General features: G+C 74.1%; 12 protein-coding genes and 1 riboswitch. Of the genes, 4 read left to right on the top strand and 8 right to left on the bottom strand.

Going from position 1 to position 16,924, the window contains the following annotated elements:
• Window positions 1-11 precede the first annotated feature (11 nt).
• Complete coding sequence (locus RM704_RS09320; protein WP_052146146.1) at window positions 12-1,331, top strand: bifunctional cobalt-precorrin-7 (C(5))-methyltransferase/cobalt-precorrin-6B (C(15))-methyltransferase; 1,320 nt, start codon at window positions 12-14, stop codon at window positions 1,329-1,331.
• Window positions 1,328-2,077 (top strand): precorrin-4 C(11)-methyltransferase, encoded by a 750-nt coding sequence (gene cobM / locus RM704_RS09315; RefSeq protein ID WP_033528497.1) that lies wholly within the window; start codon window positions 1,328-1,330, stop codon window positions 2,075-2,077. The genes RM704_RS09320 and cobM overlap by 4 nt, the downstream gene beginning before the upstream one ends.
• Window positions 2,078-2,299: 222 nt before the next feature.
• Here cobM and RM704_RS09310 read toward each other — a convergent pair whose 3' ends face one another.
• A complete protein-coding gene (locus RM704_RS09310) occupies window positions 2,300-3,454 on the bottom strand; it encodes a cobalt-precorrin-5B (C(1))-methyltransferase (protein ID WP_033528498.1) in 1,155 nt (384 codons plus the stop codon).
• An 18-nt stretch (window positions 3,455-3,472) separates the two neighbouring features.
• On the opposite strand from RM704_RS09310, the gene RM704_RS09305 reads away from it, so the two are divergent.
• Window positions 3,473-4,222, top strand: a complete 750-nt coding sequence (locus RM704_RS09305; RefSeq protein ID WP_033528499.1) for a cobalt-precorrin-6A reductase — start codon at window positions 3,473-3,475, stop codon at window positions 4,220-4,222.
• A 532-nt stretch (window positions 4,223-4,754) separates the two neighbouring features.
• On the opposite strand, the gene RM704_RS09300 is transcribed toward RM704_RS09305, so the two are convergent.
• From RM704_RS09300 to cobG, 3 genes are all read right to left on the bottom strand, one after another.
• Complete coding sequence (locus RM704_RS09300; RefSeq protein WP_033528500.1) at window positions 4,755-6,245, bottom strand: precorrin-2 C(20)-methyltransferase; 1,491 nt, start codon at window positions 6,243-6,245, stop codon at window positions 4,755-4,757.
• Window positions 6,242-6,874, bottom strand: a complete 633-nt coding sequence (locus RM704_RS09295; RefSeq protein WP_033528817.1) for a precorrin-8X methylmutase — start codon at window positions 6,872-6,874, stop codon at window positions 6,242-6,244. Before RM704_RS09295 ends, RM704_RS09300 begins: the two co-directional genes overlap by 4 nt.
• Window positions 6,875-6,966: 92 nt before the next feature.
• Entirely contained in the window at window positions 6,967-8,289 is a 1,323-nt protein-coding gene (gene cobG / locus RM704_RS09290; protein WP_192829713.1) for a precorrin-3B synthase, read from the bottom strand.
• A gap of 45 nt (window positions 8,290-8,334) precedes the next feature.
• Window positions 8,335-8,488, top strand: a riboswitch (cobalamin riboswitch).
• Between the two features lie 70 nt (window positions 8,489-8,558).
• Between cobG and cobN the strand changes: the two genes are divergently transcribed.
• Window positions 8,559-12,212, top strand: a complete 3,654-nt coding sequence (gene cobN / locus RM704_RS09285; protein WP_052146147.1) for a cobaltochelatase subunit CobN — start codon at window positions 8,559-8,561, stop codon at window positions 12,210-12,212.
• A gap of 54 nt (window positions 12,213-12,266) precedes the next feature.
• On the opposite strand, the gene RM704_RS09280 is transcribed toward cobN, so the two are convergent.
• The 4 genes from RM704_RS09280 to RM704_RS09265 form a co-directional block, all read right to left on the bottom strand.
• Window positions 12,267-12,968, bottom strand: coding sequence for a gamma-glutamyl-gamma-aminobutyrate hydrolase family protein (locus RM704_RS09280; RefSeq protein ID WP_033528502.1), 702 nt, complete (start codon window positions 12,966-12,968; stop codon window positions 12,267-12,269).
• Complete coding sequence (locus tag RM704_RS09275) at window positions 12,965-14,455, bottom strand: aldehyde dehydrogenase (RefSeq protein ID WP_033528503.1); 1,491 nt, start codon at window positions 14,453-14,455, stop codon at window positions 12,965-12,967. Before RM704_RS09275 ends, RM704_RS09280 begins: the two co-directional genes overlap by 4 nt.
• 48 nt (window positions 14,456-14,503) lie before the next feature.
• Complete coding sequence (locus RM704_RS09270; protein WP_033528504.1) at window positions 14,504-15,961, bottom strand: APC family permease; 1,458 nt, start codon at window positions 15,959-15,961, stop codon at window positions 14,504-14,506.
• A 202-nt stretch (window positions 15,962-16,163) separates the two neighbouring features.
• On the bottom strand, window positions 16,164-16,883 hold the full coding sequence (locus RM704_RS09265; protein ID WP_311590477.1) for a TetR/AcrR family transcriptional regulator: 720 nt from the start codon (window positions 16,881-16,883) through the stop codon (window positions 16,164-16,166).
• Between the last annotated feature and the right edge of the window lie 41 nt (window positions 16,884-16,924).

Here is a 16,924-nt window from a genome sequence, read left to right as displayed (position 1 = left end):
GGTACCCCCCAGTGACCCCCGCACGACCAGGACCGCCGTACGCCGTCACCGTCGTCGGGCTCGGTGCCGACGGCTGGCCAGGCGTCCCGGACGCCTCCCGGGCCGCCCTGCGCGACGCGGAGGTCCTGATCGGGGGCCCGCGCCAGCTCGACCTGCTGCCCCCGGAGTGCGCGGGCGAGCGGATCGCCTGGCCCTCGCCCCTGCGCCCCGCCGTCCCCGCCCTGCTCGCCGCGCACGCCGGCCGCCGGATAGCCGTCCTCGCCAGCGGGGACCCCATGTTCTACGGCATAGGCCGCGCCCTCGCCGAGGAGGCCGGTGACCGGCTGCGCGTCCTGCCGCACCCCTCCTCCGTCTCGTACGCGACGGCCCGCCTCGGCTGGCCACTGGAGGACGTCGAGGTCGTCACGCTCGTCGGGCGGCCCGCGGCCAGGCTCGCCGCCGCCCTGCACGACGGGCGCCGGCTGCTGGTGCTGAGCGCGGACGCCGGCACGCCCGCCGAGGTCGCCGCCCTGCTGCGGGACCGCGGCTTCGGGCCGAGCCGGATGCGGGTCCTGGAACAGCTCGGCAGCGACCGGGAACGGATCGGTGACGCGACCACCGCCGACCACTGGACGCGGGCGCGGCCGCCGGGCGACCCCCTCAACATCGTCGCCGTCGAGTGCCGGCAGGCCCCGGACACCCTCCGGCTCGGCGCCGTACCCGGCCTGCCCGACGAGGCGTACGAGCACGACGGTCAGCTGACCAAACGGTATGTGCGAGCCGCCACCCTGGCTGCGCTCGCCCCTGCCCCCGGCGAACTGCTCTGGGACGTCGGCGGCGGATCCGGCTCGATCGCGATCGAGTGGATGCGCACCCACCCCTCCTGCCGCGCCGTCACCGTGGAACGGGACCCCGTCCGGGCCGCCCGCATCACCCGCAACGCCGACCGGCTCGGCGTGCCCGGACTGCGGGTCGTCACCGGTGCCGCCCCCGCCGCGCTGGCCGAACTGCCACGGCCGGACGCCGTGTTCATCGGCGGCGGCCTCACCGCGCCCGGCCTCCTCGACGCCTGCTGGGCCGCGCTGCCCGCGGGGGGACGGCTGGTCGCCAACACCGTGACCCTGGAGTCCGAGGCGCTGCTCGCCGACGCCCACCGCCGCCACGGCGGCGAACTGGTACGGCTCGCGGTGGCGCAGGCCGTGCCCGTGGGCGGCTTCACCGGATGGCGGCAGGCCATGCCGGTGACCCAGTGGGCGGTGCGCAAACCCACCGACGCCGCCGATCCCCTCGACCCCCATGACCCGGTCGACCCCCTCGACCCCCGCGACACCGCTTCGGAGGCAGACAGATGACCGTGTACTTCATCGGCGCCGGCCCCGGTGCCGCCGACCTGATCACGGTCCGCGGCGCCCGCCGGCTCGCCGAATGCCGGGTCTGCCTGTACGCCGGCAGCCTCGTCCCCCGGGAACTGCTGGCCGAGTGCCCGCCGGACGCCCGGCTCGTGGACACCGCCCAGCTCGACCTGGACCAGATCACGGCCGAACTGGTCCGTGCGCACGAGGAGGGCCACGACGTGGCCCGACTGCACTCCGGGGACCCCTCGGTGTTCAGCGCGGTCGCCGAGCAGATGCGACGGCTGGACGCGGCCGGGGTGCCGTACGAGGTGGTGCCGGGCGTGCCCGCCTTCGCGGCGGCGGCGGCCTCCCTGAAGCGGGAGCTGACGGTGCCGACCGTCGGCCAGACCGTGATCCTCACCCGGATCGCCCACCGTGCCACGGCCATGCCGGAGGGCGAGGACCTCGCCACCCTCGGCCGCAGCGGGGCACTGATCGTGCTGCACCTGGCCGCGCGGTACGTGGACCGAGTCGTCGAGGAACTCCTCCCGCACTACGGCGCGGACTGCCCCGTCGCCGTCGTCGCGTACGCCTCCCGGCCCGACGAGCTGATCATCCGGGGCACGCTGGAGGAGATCGCCGGGCGGGTGAAGGAGGCGGGTGTGCTGCGCACGGCTGTGATCATGGTCGGACGGACGCTGGGGGCTTCGCAGTTCCGCGACAGCCACCTGTATTCGCCGGGGCGGGACCGGCATGGGTGTTGAGGGGGAGGGGCGCGTTTTCGGGTGCGGGTGAGTGGGGGCTGGTCGCGCAGTTCCCCGCGCCCCTGAAACGCAGGGGCTGCGCCCCATGCTTCTCAGGCCCGCAGGGCCGTCGTCTTTCAGGCCCGCAGGGCCTGGGCCTTTAGGGGCGCGGGGAACTGCGCGAGAAGCCCCACCGGACCCGCACCCGACCACGCACCCCGACCACCCCCCACCCCCCGGCCCTCAAGCCACCGCGCTGCGGCCCACGACCGTGCCCGCGCGGTCGACGCAGATGACGTCGACCGCGACCGGCGCGCCCCGTAGGACGGACAGGGCCTCGTCACGGGCGGCCGTGGCGACCAGGTCACCGAGCGGTACCCCCGCCGCCGCGCACAACTGGAGCGCGGCGAGCCCGGTGTTGGCCTGGGCCACCTCCGTGGCGAGGGCCTCGTCCGCGCCGCCGCGCCGGGCGAGGTCCGCGAGGAAGCCCTTGTCGACCTGGGAGCGGGCGGAGTGCAGGTCGAGATGGCCGGCGGCGAGTTTGGACAGCTTGGCGAAGCCGCCGCAGATGGTCAGCCGGTCAACGGGGTGGCGGCGCACGTACTTGAGGACCGCGCCCGCGAAGTCGCCCATGTCGAGCAGCGCGTCCTCGGGCAGTGCGTACTCCGCGACGACCGTCCTCTCCGAGGTGGAACCCGTGCACCCGGCGACGTGCGTGCGCCCCGCCGCCCGCGCCACGTCGACGCCGCGCCGGATGGAGTCGATCCACGCCGAGCAGGAGTACGGGACGACGATCCCGGTGGTGCCGAGGATGGACAGGCCGCCGAGGATGCCGAGGCGGGGGTTCCAGGTGGACCGGGCGATCTCCTCGCCGTGGTCCACGGAGACGGTGATCTCGACATCGCCGGTGCCACCGTGCCGGGCCGCGACCTCGGCGACGTGGTCCCGCATCATCTGCCGGGGAACCGGGTTCACGGCCGGCTCCCCGACGGCCAGGGGCAGGCCCGGGCGGGTGATCGTGCCGACCCCGGGGCCCGCCCGGAAGACCACCCCGGACCCGGCGGGCAGCAGCCGCACCGTGGCCCGCACCAGCGCGCCGTGCGTGACGTCCGGGTCGTCGCCCGCGTCCTTCACGATCCCCGCCATCGCGCTGTCGCCGGTCAGCTCCTCGGCCGCGAGCGCGAACGCCGGGGTCTGGCCCTTCGGCAGCGTGATGGTCACCGGGTCCGGGAAGTCGCCGGTCAGCAGCGCGGTGTACGCGGCCGTCGTGGCGGCCGTCGCACAGGCACCGGTCGTCCAGCCGTGCCGCAGACCGGTGTGCTTGAGTTGGGCCTCGCGACCGCCCCGCGCCCCGTCGCCGGTCCCACCACCGGCACCTCGTACTTCGTCACCGCTCATGAACGGACCCGGACTCCCATGCACGTACTGATACTCGGCGGAACCACGGAGGCCCGCCGTCTGGCCGAACTGCTGCACGCCACCCCGGGCGTCCGGCCGACCAGCTCCCTCGCCGGACGGGTCGCCAGTCCCCGGCTGCCCCCGGGCGAGGTCCGCGTCGGCGGCTTCGGCGGGGCCGAGGGGCTGGCGGCCTGGCTGCGCGAGCACGGGGTGGACGCGTTCATCGACGCCACCCATCCTTTCGCCGGGACCATGAGTTTCCACGCGGCACGAGCGGCCGCCATGACCCATGTTCCCCTGCTCGCGCTGCGCCGGCCCGGCTGGGTACCGGTCGCCGGTGACGACTGGCACGACGTCGGCTCGCTGACGGAGGCCGCGCGGCTGCTGCCCACGCTCGGGCGGCGGGTGTTCCTCACCACCGGGCGCATGGGCCTGGCCGCGTTCGCCCCCCTGGACGACCTGTGGTTCCTCGTACGGTCCGTCGATGCCCCCGAGGCCCCGCACCCGGCCCGGATGGAGGTGCTGCTCGACCGGGGCCCGTTCACCCTCGACGGTGAGCGGGACCTGCTGGGCCGCCACCGCGTCGACGTCGTCGTCACGAAGGACAGCGGGGGAGCCGCGACCGCGCCGAAGCTGACCGCCGCGAGGGAGGCGGGCCTGCCCGTCGTCGTGGTGCGCAGGCCGCCCGTCCCCGAGGACGTGGCCGTGGTGACGGACCCGGAGGCGGCGGCCCACTGGGTGCTGGAGCGCTCGGGCACCCCGCGCTGACCCCTGGGGCCGGACGCGGCCACGTGGCACCGCGCGCCCGCGACGGCCGCTGGTGGGCCGGTAGCGGCGCCCTCGCGTAGGCCGATGCCACTGGGCGGGGTGTGGCTCCTGCCCGGAGGTCCGGTGCCGCGCAAGTTCGTCCTTGTCGGGTCGGGGCGATGTCCGTCCAGCGGTTCAGCTTCGGCCGGCCGGCCCTCGGCGCCGCCGCGTAGGCCGATGCCACTGGGCGGGGTGTGGCTCCTGCCCGGAGGTCCGGTGCCGCGCAAGTTCGTCCTTGTCGGGTCGGGGCGATGTCCGTCCAGCGGTCCGACGTCGGTCGGCCGGCCCTCGGCGCCCGCCCGGAGGTTCGACGTCACTGGGCGGGGTGTGGCTCCCGCCCGGAGGTCCGGCGCCGCGCAGTCCGTCCTCGTCGGGTCGGGGCGATGCCCGTCCGATGGTCCGGCGCCGGTCGGCCCTCGGCGGTCCGGCGTCGGACGGCCGATCCTCGGCGGCGGCATGCGGCGCGCGTCCGTCGGTCCGGCGCCGCACGCGCTCACCCCTCCGGATACCGGCGAGGCGTCCAGACGATCTCCTCACCCTCCCCGCGCCGTACCGCCCGGGTCTGCGAGGAGCCGACCAGCAGGATCGTGCGCATGTCGACCTCGGCCGGGTCCAGCTCGGCCAGCCGTACGATCCGCACCCGCTCGCCGGAGCCGCCCACGTCCCGCGCGACCACCACCGGGGTGTCCGGCGCCCGGTGCTCCAGCAGCAACTCGCGCGCCTTGCCCACCTGCCAGGTGCGGCTGTGCGAACCGGGGTTGTAGAGGGCGAGCACCAGGTCCGCCGAGGCCGCCGCGCGCAGCCGCTCGGCGATCACCTCCCAGGGCTTGAGCCGGTCGGACAGGGAGATCGTGGCGTAGTCGTGGCCGAGCGGGGCGCCGGCCCGGGCGGCGGCCGCGTTGGCGGCGGTCACCCCCGGCAGCACCCGCACCGGCACGTCGGCGTACTCCTCCTGCGAGGCGACCTCCAGCACGGCCGTCGCCATGGCGAAGACCCCCGGGTCACCCCCGGAGACGACCGCGACCCGCCGCCCGCGCCGGGCCAGATCGAGGGCGAACTCGGCCCGCTCCGACTCGACCCGGTTGTCCGAGCCGTGCCGCACCTGACCCGCCCGGCGCGGCACCCGGTCCAGGTAGGTGGTGTACCCGACGAGGTCGTCGGCGGCGGCGAGCGCGCCCCGCGTCTCGGGCGTCAGCCACAGCGGACCGGCGGGCCCGGTCCCGACCACCACGACCTCGCCCCGCTCCCGGGCCTCGGGCCGCTCGACGTCGACCTGGCTCGGCAGCACGGCCACCGAGAAGTACGGCACCGACTCGGGGTCGACGTCCGCCAGTTCGGCGAGCCGCTCCCCGGACATGGTGGCCCGCTCCACGTAGCGGGCCTCGCCGAGCCGTCCCGAACTCTCCAGCGCGCTGCGCACCTTGGTGAAGGTCCGCCCCAGCTTCATCACCACGGCCACGTCCGTCGCGGCGAGCCGCGCGGTCAGCTCCTCCTCCGGCAGGGTGCCCGGCAGGATCGTCAGCACCTCCTCGCCCTCGGCGAGCGGTGTGCCGAGCCGGGCCGCGGCGGCCGACACGGACGTGACACCGGGGATCACCTCGGTGTCGTAGCGGTCGACCAGCCGCTTGTGCATGTGCATGTAGGAGCCGTAGAACATCGGGTCGCCCTCCGCGAGGACCGCGACCGTGCGTCCCGCGTCCAGATGCGCGGCCAGCCGGGCCGACGCCTCCGCGTAGAACTCCTCCATCGCGCCCTTGTAGCCGCCCGGGTGGTCGGTGGTCTCCGTCGTCAACGGATAGACCAGCCGCTCCTCGATGTGGTCGGCGCGCAGGTGCTTCGCCGCGATCGAGCGGGCGATGGAACGGCCGTGCCGGGCGCTGTGGTACGCGATCACGTCCGCCTCGGAGATCACCTCGACGGCACGGACGGTCATCAGGGACGGGTCACCGGGGCCGAGCCCCACCCCGTACAGCTTGCCGCTCACTCTTCCTCACTCGCGATCGCGTTGAGCGCGGCGGCGGCGATGGCGCTCCCGCCACGACGGCCGCGTACGACGAGGTGCTCCAGGCCCGACGGATGTTCCGCCAGCGCGTCCTTGGACTCGGCGGCGCCGACGAACCCGACCGGCACCCCGATGACGGCGGCGGGCCGGGGCGCGCCCTCGTCGATCATCTCCAGCAGCCGGAAGAGCGCGGTGGGCGCGTTGCCCACGGCCACGACCGACCCCTCCAGACGGTCCCGCCACAGCTCCAGCGCGGCGGCGCTGCGCGTGGTGCCCAGCTTCGCCGCCAGCGCGGGGACGGCCGGGTCGGAGAGCGTGCACAGCACGTCGTTGTCGGCGGGCAGCCGCTTGCGGGTCACCCCGCTGGCCACCATCCTGACGTCGGTGAAGATGGGCGCCCCGGCACGCAGGGCCTCCCGGGCGCGGGCCACGACGCCGGGGGTGTAGGTCAAGTCCCGTACCAGGTCGACCATTCCGCAGGCGTGGATCATCCGGACCGCGACCTGGCTGACATCGGCGGGCAGGGCCGCGAGGTCCGCCTCCGCGCGGATGGTGGCGAAGGACTGCCGGTAGATCGCCGGGCCGTCCTTCTCGTAGTCGTAGGTGGTCACGGTGGTCTTCTCGCTGCTCTCGGTCGTCGTACGGGGGTCGTTCGTGCGGGTCGTGCGTGTACTCGGGTCCACGTCGTGTGTGTTCTCGGCCTTCACGGGGTGATCTCCCCCAGAGCGGCGGCGAGTCGGGAGGGGTCCGCCATGGGCGCGGTGCGGGGCTCTCGGCCGGGGGCGGTGCGGGAGAGCTCGTAGCCGCCGCTCTCCACCGCCACCACGTCGATCCGTTCGCCCCGGGGGTGGCCGCAGCGGCGCTCGCAGCCGGACCAGTACAGCGGGAGCCCCGCGCGGCTCGCCGCCTCCAGACTCCCGGTCGCGTCCGCCCGTACGTCCGCCAGGGACTTCGCGCAGCCGGGCCGTCCGATACAGGCGCCGACGCGCGGCCAGGGGGAGGCGGGATCGGTGACGAGACCGGTCACCGAGAGCCGGGCGAGCGCGTCGGTCACCTGCTCGCCGCGCAGGCCCGGTGCGGGTACGACGACCCCGCGCCAGGGGGTCAGCCGCAGTTCACGGCTCGGTGTCGCCGACGCGAGCGCCGTCAACTCCCGCCATTGCAGGGGGGTGAGACGACCGAGGGGCGCGTGTACGGACAGGGCGTCGCCGACGGCTCCGGGGGGCGGGCCGTCGGCTCCGGCCGTGGCCGTCGCGCTCTCGGGACGAACCCGGATCGCGGCGTCCACGCCGACGGCCGCCGCCAGTCGGTCCCGGACCGTGCCGATCAGCTTGTCCTGGAAGGGGAGTTCGGTCACGCGCCAGACCCGTGCCCCGCTCTCCCGCGCCGCCTCCAGGAAGGTCTCGGCGGCGGTCAGCGCGGCCAGGGCCGCGTGCTCACCCGGGACCGACAGGCTCTCGCGGGCCGTCCCCAGACTCAGCAGCGCGCCGTCGTCCCCGGTCGCCCGGACGGTCACATCGGCGTCCAGCGCGGCCACGTCCCCCCGCCCGTCGTCGAGCGCGAACAGGAACCGGCCCGACAACCGCCGCGCCGCCTCGCTCGCGCACAGCGCGGTGTCCAGGGCGGACAGCCAGGGCCGCACGTCGCGCAGACCACGGTCGTCGAGACCGGACAGGGGCGAGGCCACGATGTTGCGCACCCGCTCGTGCCCGGCGGACGGCAACAGCCCCGCCGCGTCCAGCGACTCGGCCAGCTCGCCCCCGCAGCCGTCGGCCAGTCCGCGCAGTTGCACGTTGCCGCGGGAAGTGAGGTGAAGATCACCATCGCCGAGCCGCCGCGCCGCCTCCGCGAGCGCCTCGGCCTGTCGGACGGTCAGCACACCACCGGGCACCCGGACCCGCGCCAGCGCCCCGTCGTCCGCCGTATGCAGCCGCAGCGTCCCCGGGCAGGCGTCGCCACGGTCCCGTGTGACCGCTGTGGCCTGGGACGATGAACGCAGGGGAGGCGTGGACATGGCGGCGAGCATACCCACCGGCACAACGGACGTATCCTCCGCCCTTTTGAGGCGACCCTTACTATGCTGCTCGGTGGATCATCCGGTCCATCGACGCCACGGAAGGCGACAGGGGAGGAAGCCCGGTGTGAGTCCGGCGCGGTCCCGCCACTGTGAGCCCGTCCCAGGAGGGTCGGGCGAGTCAGGAACTCCCTTCCCCGTACCACTCGGCCCGCCCGAGCAGGGGAGACTCCGATCCGACACCGCCCGGGGCGCGGACCCCGAGGAAGGCCAGCAGCCGCATGCAGCCATCGTCCGGGGAGCGCTCGACGCAGCCCCGCATCCTGCTCCTGTCGACCTCCGACACCGACCTGCTCAGCGCCCGCGCGGCCGCCGGCCCGGTCCCCTACCGCTTCGCCAACCCCTCCCGCCTCGCGCTGGAGGACCTCCCGGCCCTCCTCGACGGCACCGATCTGGTCGTCGTACGCCTCCTCGGCGGCATCCGGGCCTGGCAGGACGGCCTCGACCTGTTGCTCGCCGACGGCCGCCCGGTCGTCGTCCTCACCGGTGAACAGGCGCCCGACGCCCAGCTGATGGCCGCTTCCACGGTCCCGATCGGCATCGCCGCCGAGGCCCACGCCTATCTCGCCCACGGCGGCCCGGCCAACCTGGAGCAGCTGGCCCGTTTCCTCTCCGACACGGTCCTGCTCACCGGCCACGGCTTCGACGCGCCGGCGGCCGCCCCCGCCTGGGGTCCGCTGTCCCGGGAGGCCAGGAACACCGACGGCCCCACCGTCGCCGTGCTCTACTACCGGGCCCACCACATGAGCGGCAACACCGCCTTCGTGGACGCCCTGTGCGCGGCGATCGAGGACCAGGGCGCCCGCGCGCTCCCGCTCTACGTGGCCTCGCTGCGGGCCCCCGAGCCCGAGCTGATCGAGGAACTGCGCGCCGCCGACGCGATCGTCACCACCGTCCTCGCCGCCGGCGGCACCAAGCCCGCCGAGGCCTCGGCCGGCGGCGACGACGAGTCCTGGGACGCCGGCGCCCTGACCGGCCTCGACGTGCCGATCCTGCAGGCCCTGTGCCTGACCGGATCACGCGCGGCCTGGGAGGAGAACGACGAGGGCGTCTCCCCGCTCGACGCGGCCAGCCAGATCGCCGTCCCCGAGTTCGACGGCCGGCTGATCACCGTCCCGTTCTCCTTCAAGGAGATCGACGAGGACGGCCTCCCGGCCTATGTCGCCGACCCCGAGCGCGCCGCCCGCGTCGCCGGGATCGCCGTACGCCACGCGCGACTTCGCCACATCGCCAACCCCGACAAGCGCCTCGCGCTCGTCCTCTCCGCCTACCCGACCAAGCACTCCCGCATCGGCAACGCGGTCGGCCTGGACACCCCCGCCAGCGCGGTCGCCCTGCTGCGGCGCCTGCGCGAGGAGGGCTACGACTTCGGGACGGACACCGAGGTGCCGGGCCTGGCCTCCGGCGACGGCGACGAGCTGATCCGTGCGCTGATCGAGGCGGGCGGCCACGACCAGGACTGGCTCACCGACGAGCAACTGGCCCGCAACCCGGTCCGCATCCCGGCCGCCGACTACCGTCGCTGGTTCGCCGAACTCCCCGAGGAACTGCGCTCGGCCGTCGAGGAGCACTGGGGACCGGCGCCCGGCGAGATGTTCGTCGACCGCAGCGCCAACCCGGAGGGCGACATCGTCCTCGCGGCCCTGCGCTTCGGCAATCTGCTGATCCTCATCCAGCCGCCGCGCGGCTTCGGCGAGAACCCGATCGCGATCTACCACGACCCGGACCTCCCGCCCTCCCACCACTACCTGGCCGCCTACCGCTGGATCGCCGCCCGCGCCGACGACGGCGGTTTCGGCGCCGACGCGATGATCCACCTCGGCAAGCACGGCAACCTGGAGTGGCTGCCCGGCAAGAACGCGGGCCTGTCCGCCGCCTGCGGCCCCGACGCCGCCCTCGGCGACCTCCCGCTGGTCTACCCGTTCCTGGTCAACGACCCGGGCGAGGGCACCCAGGCCAAGCGCCGCGCGCACGCCACCCTCGTCGACCACCTCGTGCCGCCGATGGCCCGCGCCGACTCCTACGGCGACATCGCGCGCCTGGAGCAACTCCTCGACGAGTACGCCCAGATCTCCTCCATGGACCCGGCGAAGCTCCCCGCGATCCGCGCCCAGATCTGGACCCTCATCCAGGCCGCAAAGCTGGACCACGACCTGGGCCTGGCGGACCGCCCGGAGGACGACGGCTTCGACGACTTCCTGCTGCACGTCGACGGCTGGCTCTGCGAGGTCAAGGACGCCCAGATCCGCGACGGTCTGCACGTCCTCGGCACCCCGCCGACCGGCGCCGACCACGTCAACCTGGTCCTCGCCGTCCTGCGGGCCCGCCAGATCTGGGGCGGCACCACCGCCCTGCCCGGTCTGCGCGAGGCCCTCGGTCTCGACGAGTCCGCCGCCACCCGCACCACCGCCGACGAGGCCGAGGCGAAGGCCCGCGCGCTGGTCCAGGCGATGGAGGACGCGGGCTGGGACCCGGCGGCCGTCCCCACGGTCGTGGCGGCGACCGTCCCCGCCGCCCACGGCGAACAGGTCGCCCCCGTCCTGGAGTTCGCCGCCCGCGAGGTCGTGCCCCGGCTCGCGGCGACCACGGCCGAACTCGACCACACCGTCCACGCCCTGAACGGCGGCTTCGTCCCGGCGGGTCCCTCGGGATCCCCGCTCCGCGGCCTGGTCAACGTCCTGCCGACCGGCCGGAACTTCTACTCCGTCGACCCCAAGGCCGTCCCCTCCCGCCTCGCCTGGGAGACCGGTCAGGCCCTCGCCGACTCCCTGCTGGAGCGCTACCGCGCCGACAACGGCGAATGGCCCACCTCCGTCGGTCTCTCCCTGTGGGGCACCAGCGCCATGCGGACGGCGGGCGACGACGTGGCCGAGGCCCTGGCCCTGCTCGGCGTTCGCCCGGTCTGGGACGACGCCTCCCGCCGGGTGACCGGTCTGGAGGCCATCCCCCACGAGGAGCTGGGCCGCCCGCGCATCGACGTCACCCTGCGCATCTCGGGTTTCTTCCGGGACGCCTTCCCGCACACCATCGGGCTGCTGGACGACGCCGTACGACTGGCCGCGTCGCTGGACGAGCCGGCCGAGGCCAACCACGTGCGCGCCCACGTCCAGGCCGACCTCGCGGACCACGGCGACGAACGCCGGGCCACCACCCGGATCTTCGGCTCCCGCCCCGGCACGTACGGCGCCGGACTGCTGCAGCTGATCGACTCCCGGGACTGGCGCACCGACGCCGACCTCGCCGAGGTCTACACGGTGTGGGGCGGCTACGCCTACGGGCGGCAGCTGGACGGCCGTCCGGCCCGTGAGGAGATGGAGACGGCGTACAAGCGGATCGAGGTGGCCGCGAAGAACACGGACACCCGCGAGCACGACATCGCCGACTCCGACGACTACTTCCAGTACCACGGAGGCATGGTGGCCACCGTCCGCGCGCTGCGCGGCACGGCCCCCGAGGCGTACATCGGCGACTCCACCCGGCCCGAGACGGTCCGCACCCGGACCCTCGTCGAGGAGACGTCGAGGGTCTTCCGGGCCCGCGTCGTCAACCCCAAGTGGATCGAGGCGATGCGCCGCCACGGCTACAAGGGCGCCTTCGAACTCGCCGCCACCGTCGACTACCTCTTCGGCTACGACGCCACCACCGGTGTGATCGCCGACTGGATGTACGACAAGCTCACCGAGACGTACGTCCTGGACGAGACCAACCGCGAGTTCCTCCAGCAGGCCAACCCCTGGGCCCTGCACGGCATCGCCGAGCGGCTGCTGGAGGCGGAGTCGCGCGGGATGTGGGAGAAGCCCGACCCGGCGGTGCTGGAGGGGCTGCGTCAGGTGTACCTGGAGACCGAGGGCGACCTGGAGGGCGGCGACAGCTGACGACGGGCGGGGGTGCGGGGCGGTCCACCTCCCCGCACCCCCCCCGCGGGGGTGTCAGCGCCGGTCGCCGGCGGCCCGCACGAGGGCGTCGAACAGGCCCTGCTGCGCGGGGTCCTCGTGGGCGGTGTCCTCGGGGTGCCACTGGACGGCGGTGAACCAACCGGGGGAGCCGGGGAGTTCGAGCCCTTCCACCGTGCCGTCGGCGGCGCGGGCGGTGACCTCCAGTCCCTCGCCCAGCCGGTCCACCCGCTGGTGGTGATAGCAGGACACCTCCACCTTCTGCACGCCGGTGGCCCGCTCCACCACGGTTCCGGGGCGGAGCGCCACCGGGTGCACGAGGTGGCGGTGTTCGCGGCCGGGCCCGCCCATGTCCTGCTCCAGGGTGCCGCCCAGGGCGACGTCGACCACCTGGAGGCCCCGGCAGATCGCCAGCAGCGGTAGGCCGAGGTCCAGGGCGGCACGGGCGACGTCGAGATCGAAGGCGTCCTGCGTCTCGTCCACGTCGTACACGGCGGCGTGCGTGTCGGTGGCGCCGTAGCGGTGCGGGGCGAGGTCGCCCCCGCCGGGGAGGAGGATCCCGTCGAAGCGGGCGAGACGCGCGGCGACACCGCCGTCGGCCGGGTGGATGCTCGCGGGTTCGCCGCCCGCCCGCCACACGGCCTCGATCAGGGCACGGGCGTTGACCTCGGCGGCGTACCGCAGCGCGGAGGTCGTGGCGGCGAAGCGGGCGGGCACCGCTATCAGGGGTCGGGTCACAGCTGGATCCACGTCGTCTTCAACTCGGTGTACTTCTCCAGGGCGTGGGCGGACTTGTCACGGCCGTTGCCCGACTGCTTCATGCCGCCGAAGGGGACGGTCAGGTCGCCCTCCTCGTAGCAGTTGACCCACACCGTGCCGGCCCGCAGCGCACGCGAGACCCGGTGGGCGGTGGACAGGTCGGAGGTCCACAGCCCGGCGGCGAGACCGTACTCGGTGGCGTTGGCCAGCCGTACGGCCTCGTCGAGGTCGTCGAAGGTGAGGACGGACAGGACCGGGCCGAAGATCTCCTCGCGGGCCAGCCGCATGCCCGGCTCCACCCGGTCGAAGACCGTCGGTCGCAGATAGCTGCCGCCGGTGTGGTGCAGGGTGCGCTCGCCGCCCGCGAGCAGTCGCGCGCCTTCGTCGACGCCGGTGCCGATGTGGTCGAGGACCCGGTCGAGGTGGGCCTCGCGGACCAGGGCGCCCATCTCGGTGGCCGGGTCGAGCGGGTCGCCGACACGCAGCTCCCGGGCACGGGCCACGATCGCCTCGGTGACGCGTTCGGCGACGGAGGAGTGCACCAGGAGCCGGGAGGGCGCGGTGCACATCTCGCCCTGGTTGAAGAAGATGCCCCAGGCGGCGGTGGCGGCGGCCCTCTCCAGGTCGGGGGCGTCGGGGAGGACGATGTTCGGCGACTTGCCGCCCAGCTCCAGCCAGACGCGCTTGAGGTTGGAGTCGGCGGCGTAGCGCAGGAAGTGCCGGCCGACCGCCGTGGACCCGGTGAACGCCAGCACGTCCACGCCGGGATGGAGCCCGATGGCCCGCCCCGCGGTGGGCCCGTCGCCGGTGACGACGTTGAGGACACCCGCCGGCAGTCCCGCCTCGGTGGCGATCCGGCCGAGCAGCAGGGCGGACAGCGGGGAGTTCTCGGACGGCTTCAGGACGACCGTGCAGCCGGCCGCCAGTGCCGGGGCGACCTTCCAACTCGCCAGCGTGAGCGGGAAGTTCCAGGGCACCACCGCCCCCACCACACCGGCGGGTTCCCTGGTGACCAGGGCCAGGGCGTCGGGGGAGGTGTGGGGCGACTCGTCGGTGAGTTTGTCGGCCAGCTGCCCGTACCAGCGGAAGGTGTTGATCGCCGCGCGCAGTTCGATGTCGTGCGCCTCCGTGTACGGCTTGCCCATCTCCAGGGTGATGGTCAGGGCGAGCTGCTCCCGCTTCTCCTGAAGGAGTTCGGCGACGCGCAGCAGGATCCGGCCGCGCTCGGCGGGGGCGAGACGGGGCCACGGGCCGGAGTCGAACGCGCGGCGGGCGGCGGCCACGGCCAGGTCGACCTCGGCGCTCCCGGCGTCGGCGACCTCGACGAGGAGCCGCCCGTCGCGGGGCGACACGACGGCGAAGGAGGCGCCCCCGCCCGGCTCGTCCACCCCGTCGATGTGGTGCCGGTCGGGCAGATCAAGTTCCTCGGCGCGACGGAGCAGGGTGTCGTGGGCGGGGGCGGGCATCAGCTCTCCTCTTCTTGTCCTTGCGTGGCGGGTGTTCGGGGGCGGCGGTCAGTCCGTGACGGTCCGGGCGCCCCGGGTCAGCCGTGCCACGACGAGCCCCAGGACGAGCACCGCGGGAACGGTCAGTTGCAGCCACACGGCGGTGGTCCGGTCGCCGCCGATGAGCGTGGTGAAGTTCTCGATGATCAGCCAGATCGCCCCGGCGATGCCGAGCGCGCCCAGGACCGGGGCGATCAGGGTGTTCCAGGGCCGGGTGTCGGCACGTGAGCGGCGGAAGAAGACGACCACGGAGACGGAGGTCAGGAAGTACAGCAGCATCATCGCGAGGACGGCCACGCCGCTGAACCAGGAGAACAGGGTGAGCACGGGGTCCTTGCCCAGCAGTGCGAAGGGCAGGACCAGGGCCGCCGCGATCACGGTCTGGACGAGGCCGGCAGCCCAGGGGGAGTGGCGTCCGTTGAGTGCGGTGAGCCCGCGCGGCAGCAGGCCCTCGCGGCCCAGGGAGAACAGGTAGCGGTTGGCGGAGTTGTGGAAGGCCAGGACGCCGGCGAACAGCGAGGTGGCCAGCAGCACGGGCAGGACGTCGCCGGTCCAGGCGCCGAACTCCGCCGCGATGGGCGCGAAGACCCAGCCGGCGGCGTCGCCGCCCTCCAGCGCCTTGCCCGCCTCGGCCGTGGCCCGGGACGCGCCGTGCGCGGAGACCAGCATCCACGAGGTGAAGGCGAAGAAACCGGTGACGACCGCGACGGACAGATAGGTGGCGCGGGGGACGGTCCTCCGGGGCTCCCGGGCCTCCTCGCCGTAGATGGCGGTCGCCTCGAAGCCGAACATGGACGCCACGGCGAACATCAGCGCCACTCCGGGGGCGCCCTGGAGCGCCGCGTCCGGCGAGAAGCTGTCGGCGAGGCCGAGCCCCTCGGGGCCGCCGCCCTTGAAGAAGGTCACGAAGGCGAAGGCGATCAGGATGCTGAACTCCGCCAGGACGAACACGGCCAGGACCTTGGCGCCCATCTCGATCCCGGCGGCGCCGAGGACCTGGACCACGACCATCGTGACCAGCGCCCAGACCCACCACGCGATGCTCACGCCGGCGTGGTGCTCGACGAGGCCGCTCACCGTCGCGCCGTACAGGCCGTACATCGCGGCCTGGATGGCGCAGTAGGCGAAGAGCGCGACACCGGCGCTGCCGGAGCCGGCCGAGCGGCCCAGCCCCTTGCCGATGTAGGTGTAGAAGGCGCCGGCGTCCACGACGTGGCGGCCCATGGCGACGAAGCCGATGGAGAACAGCAGGATCACGACGCCCGCCGCGAGGTACGCGGCGGGGACGCCCGCCCCGTTGCCGATGACGACGGCGATGGGGACGGCTCCGGCGATGCCGGTCAGCGGGGCCTGGGCGGAAAGGACGAAGAAGAGGATGCCCAGGACGCCGAGCGAGTCGGGTTTGAGCCTGCCTGCTGTGGAGGGGGCTGGTGAGCTGTGCGGGGCGACCGCCGTCTGACTGTCCACTCGGATCACCTGTCGGGGACGGGGAGGATGGATTCGTTTAGGCCCAAACGAGTTGCCTCATCGTGAGCCCGAACTATCCGTTTGGCAAGGGGTCGGGTGAAGATTTTCGGCAGGTGCAACAGCGGGTGTGACAGGCGTGCGCCAGAACGCCGAAAGGCCCCGGACGTCGGACGCCCGGGGCCAGAACAGCACAGGTCAGAGGCTAGGTGCGGGCGGTGTCGCCCACCACGTCGGCCCGGCCTGTCGGGTCGGTCACGCCCGTCGGATCCGCGTCACCCTTCGGGTCGCCCGCCTCGTCGGTCGCGCCGTCCTCGCACCCCTCGCCGTCGGCGTGGAGCAGCCGCAGAAGGGCACGCAGCTCCTCCACGGCCCGCTCCGTGACCTCGGGCTCGTCGAAGACCAGCTGGTGCAGCACCAGACCGTCGAGCGCGGCGAAGACCAGCCGGGTCAGCGCCCTGTCCGCGCCGGCCGGCAGCATCCGGCCCAGCTCGCGCTGGGCGGCGTCGAAGTACTCGTCGTAGAGCTCACGGATCTGCGGCAGCAGCTCCGGCCGGCGGCGGGACTCCAGCAGCAGTTCGTACTGGAACGCCTGGGTGTCCGGATCGGCCGTGACCATCTCCGACAGACCGGTGGAGAAGTCCGTGACCTTGCCGGTGCCCGGTTCGAGGGAGCTGGTGTCGAGGGAGGTGCGGATCGTGTGGGCGAGGGCCTCCTCGATCAGGGCGTCACGCGAACCGAAGTGGTGCACCACGAGCCCGTGGGTGACCCCCGCCTCCTCCGCGACCGCCCGATAGGTGAGCTTGCGCAACCCGCCCCGCGCCACCACGTGCACGGCGGCGTTGAGCAGGGCCTCGCGCCCCTCGCCGTAGTGGAGGCGCTTGCGTGGCCGTCGGCTCTTCGGGACGTCGGCGGAGTCGGTCATGCGCGTGACCCTACCCGTCCGCCGTCCCCCCGTCCCCGCCC

The sequence above is a fragment of the Streptomyces gottesmaniae genome (assembly GCF_031845845.1).
GTDB lineage: Bacteria > Actinomycetota > Actinomycetes > Streptomycetales > Streptomycetaceae > Streptomyces > Streptomyces akebiae.
This window is presented reverse-complemented; position numbering and strand designations above follow the sequence as displayed.

Bases quoted from the DNA above. Each gene is read 5' to 3' on its own strand.
- RM704_RS09305 (WP_033528499.1), top strand. From the start codon at position 3,473: ATGCACGTACTGATACTCGGCGGAACCACGGAGGCCCGCCGTCTGGCC.
- RM704_RS09265 (WP_311590477.1), bottom strand. From the start codon at position 16,883: ATGACCGACTCCGCCGACGTCCCGAAGAGCCGACGGCCACGCAAGCGC.
- cobN (WP_052146147.1), top strand. From the start codon at position 8,559: ATGCAGCCATCGTCCGGGGAGCGCTCGACGCAGCCCCGCATCCTGCTC.
- cobG (WP_192829713.1), bottom strand. From the start codon at position 8,289: ATGCTCGCCGCCATGTCCACGCCTCCCCTGCGTTCATCGTCCCAGGCC.
- RM704_RS09275 (WP_033528503.1), bottom strand. From the start codon at position 14,455: ATGCCCGCCCCCGCCCACGACACCCTGCTCCGTCGCGCCGAGGAACTT.
- cobM (WP_033528497.1), top strand. From the start codon at position 1,328: ATGACCGTGTACTTCATCGGCGCCGGCCCCGGTGCCGCCGACCTGATC.
- RM704_RS09310 (WP_033528498.1), bottom strand. From the start codon at position 3,454: ATGAGCGGTGACGAAGTACGAGGTGCCGGTGGTGGGACCGGCGACGGG.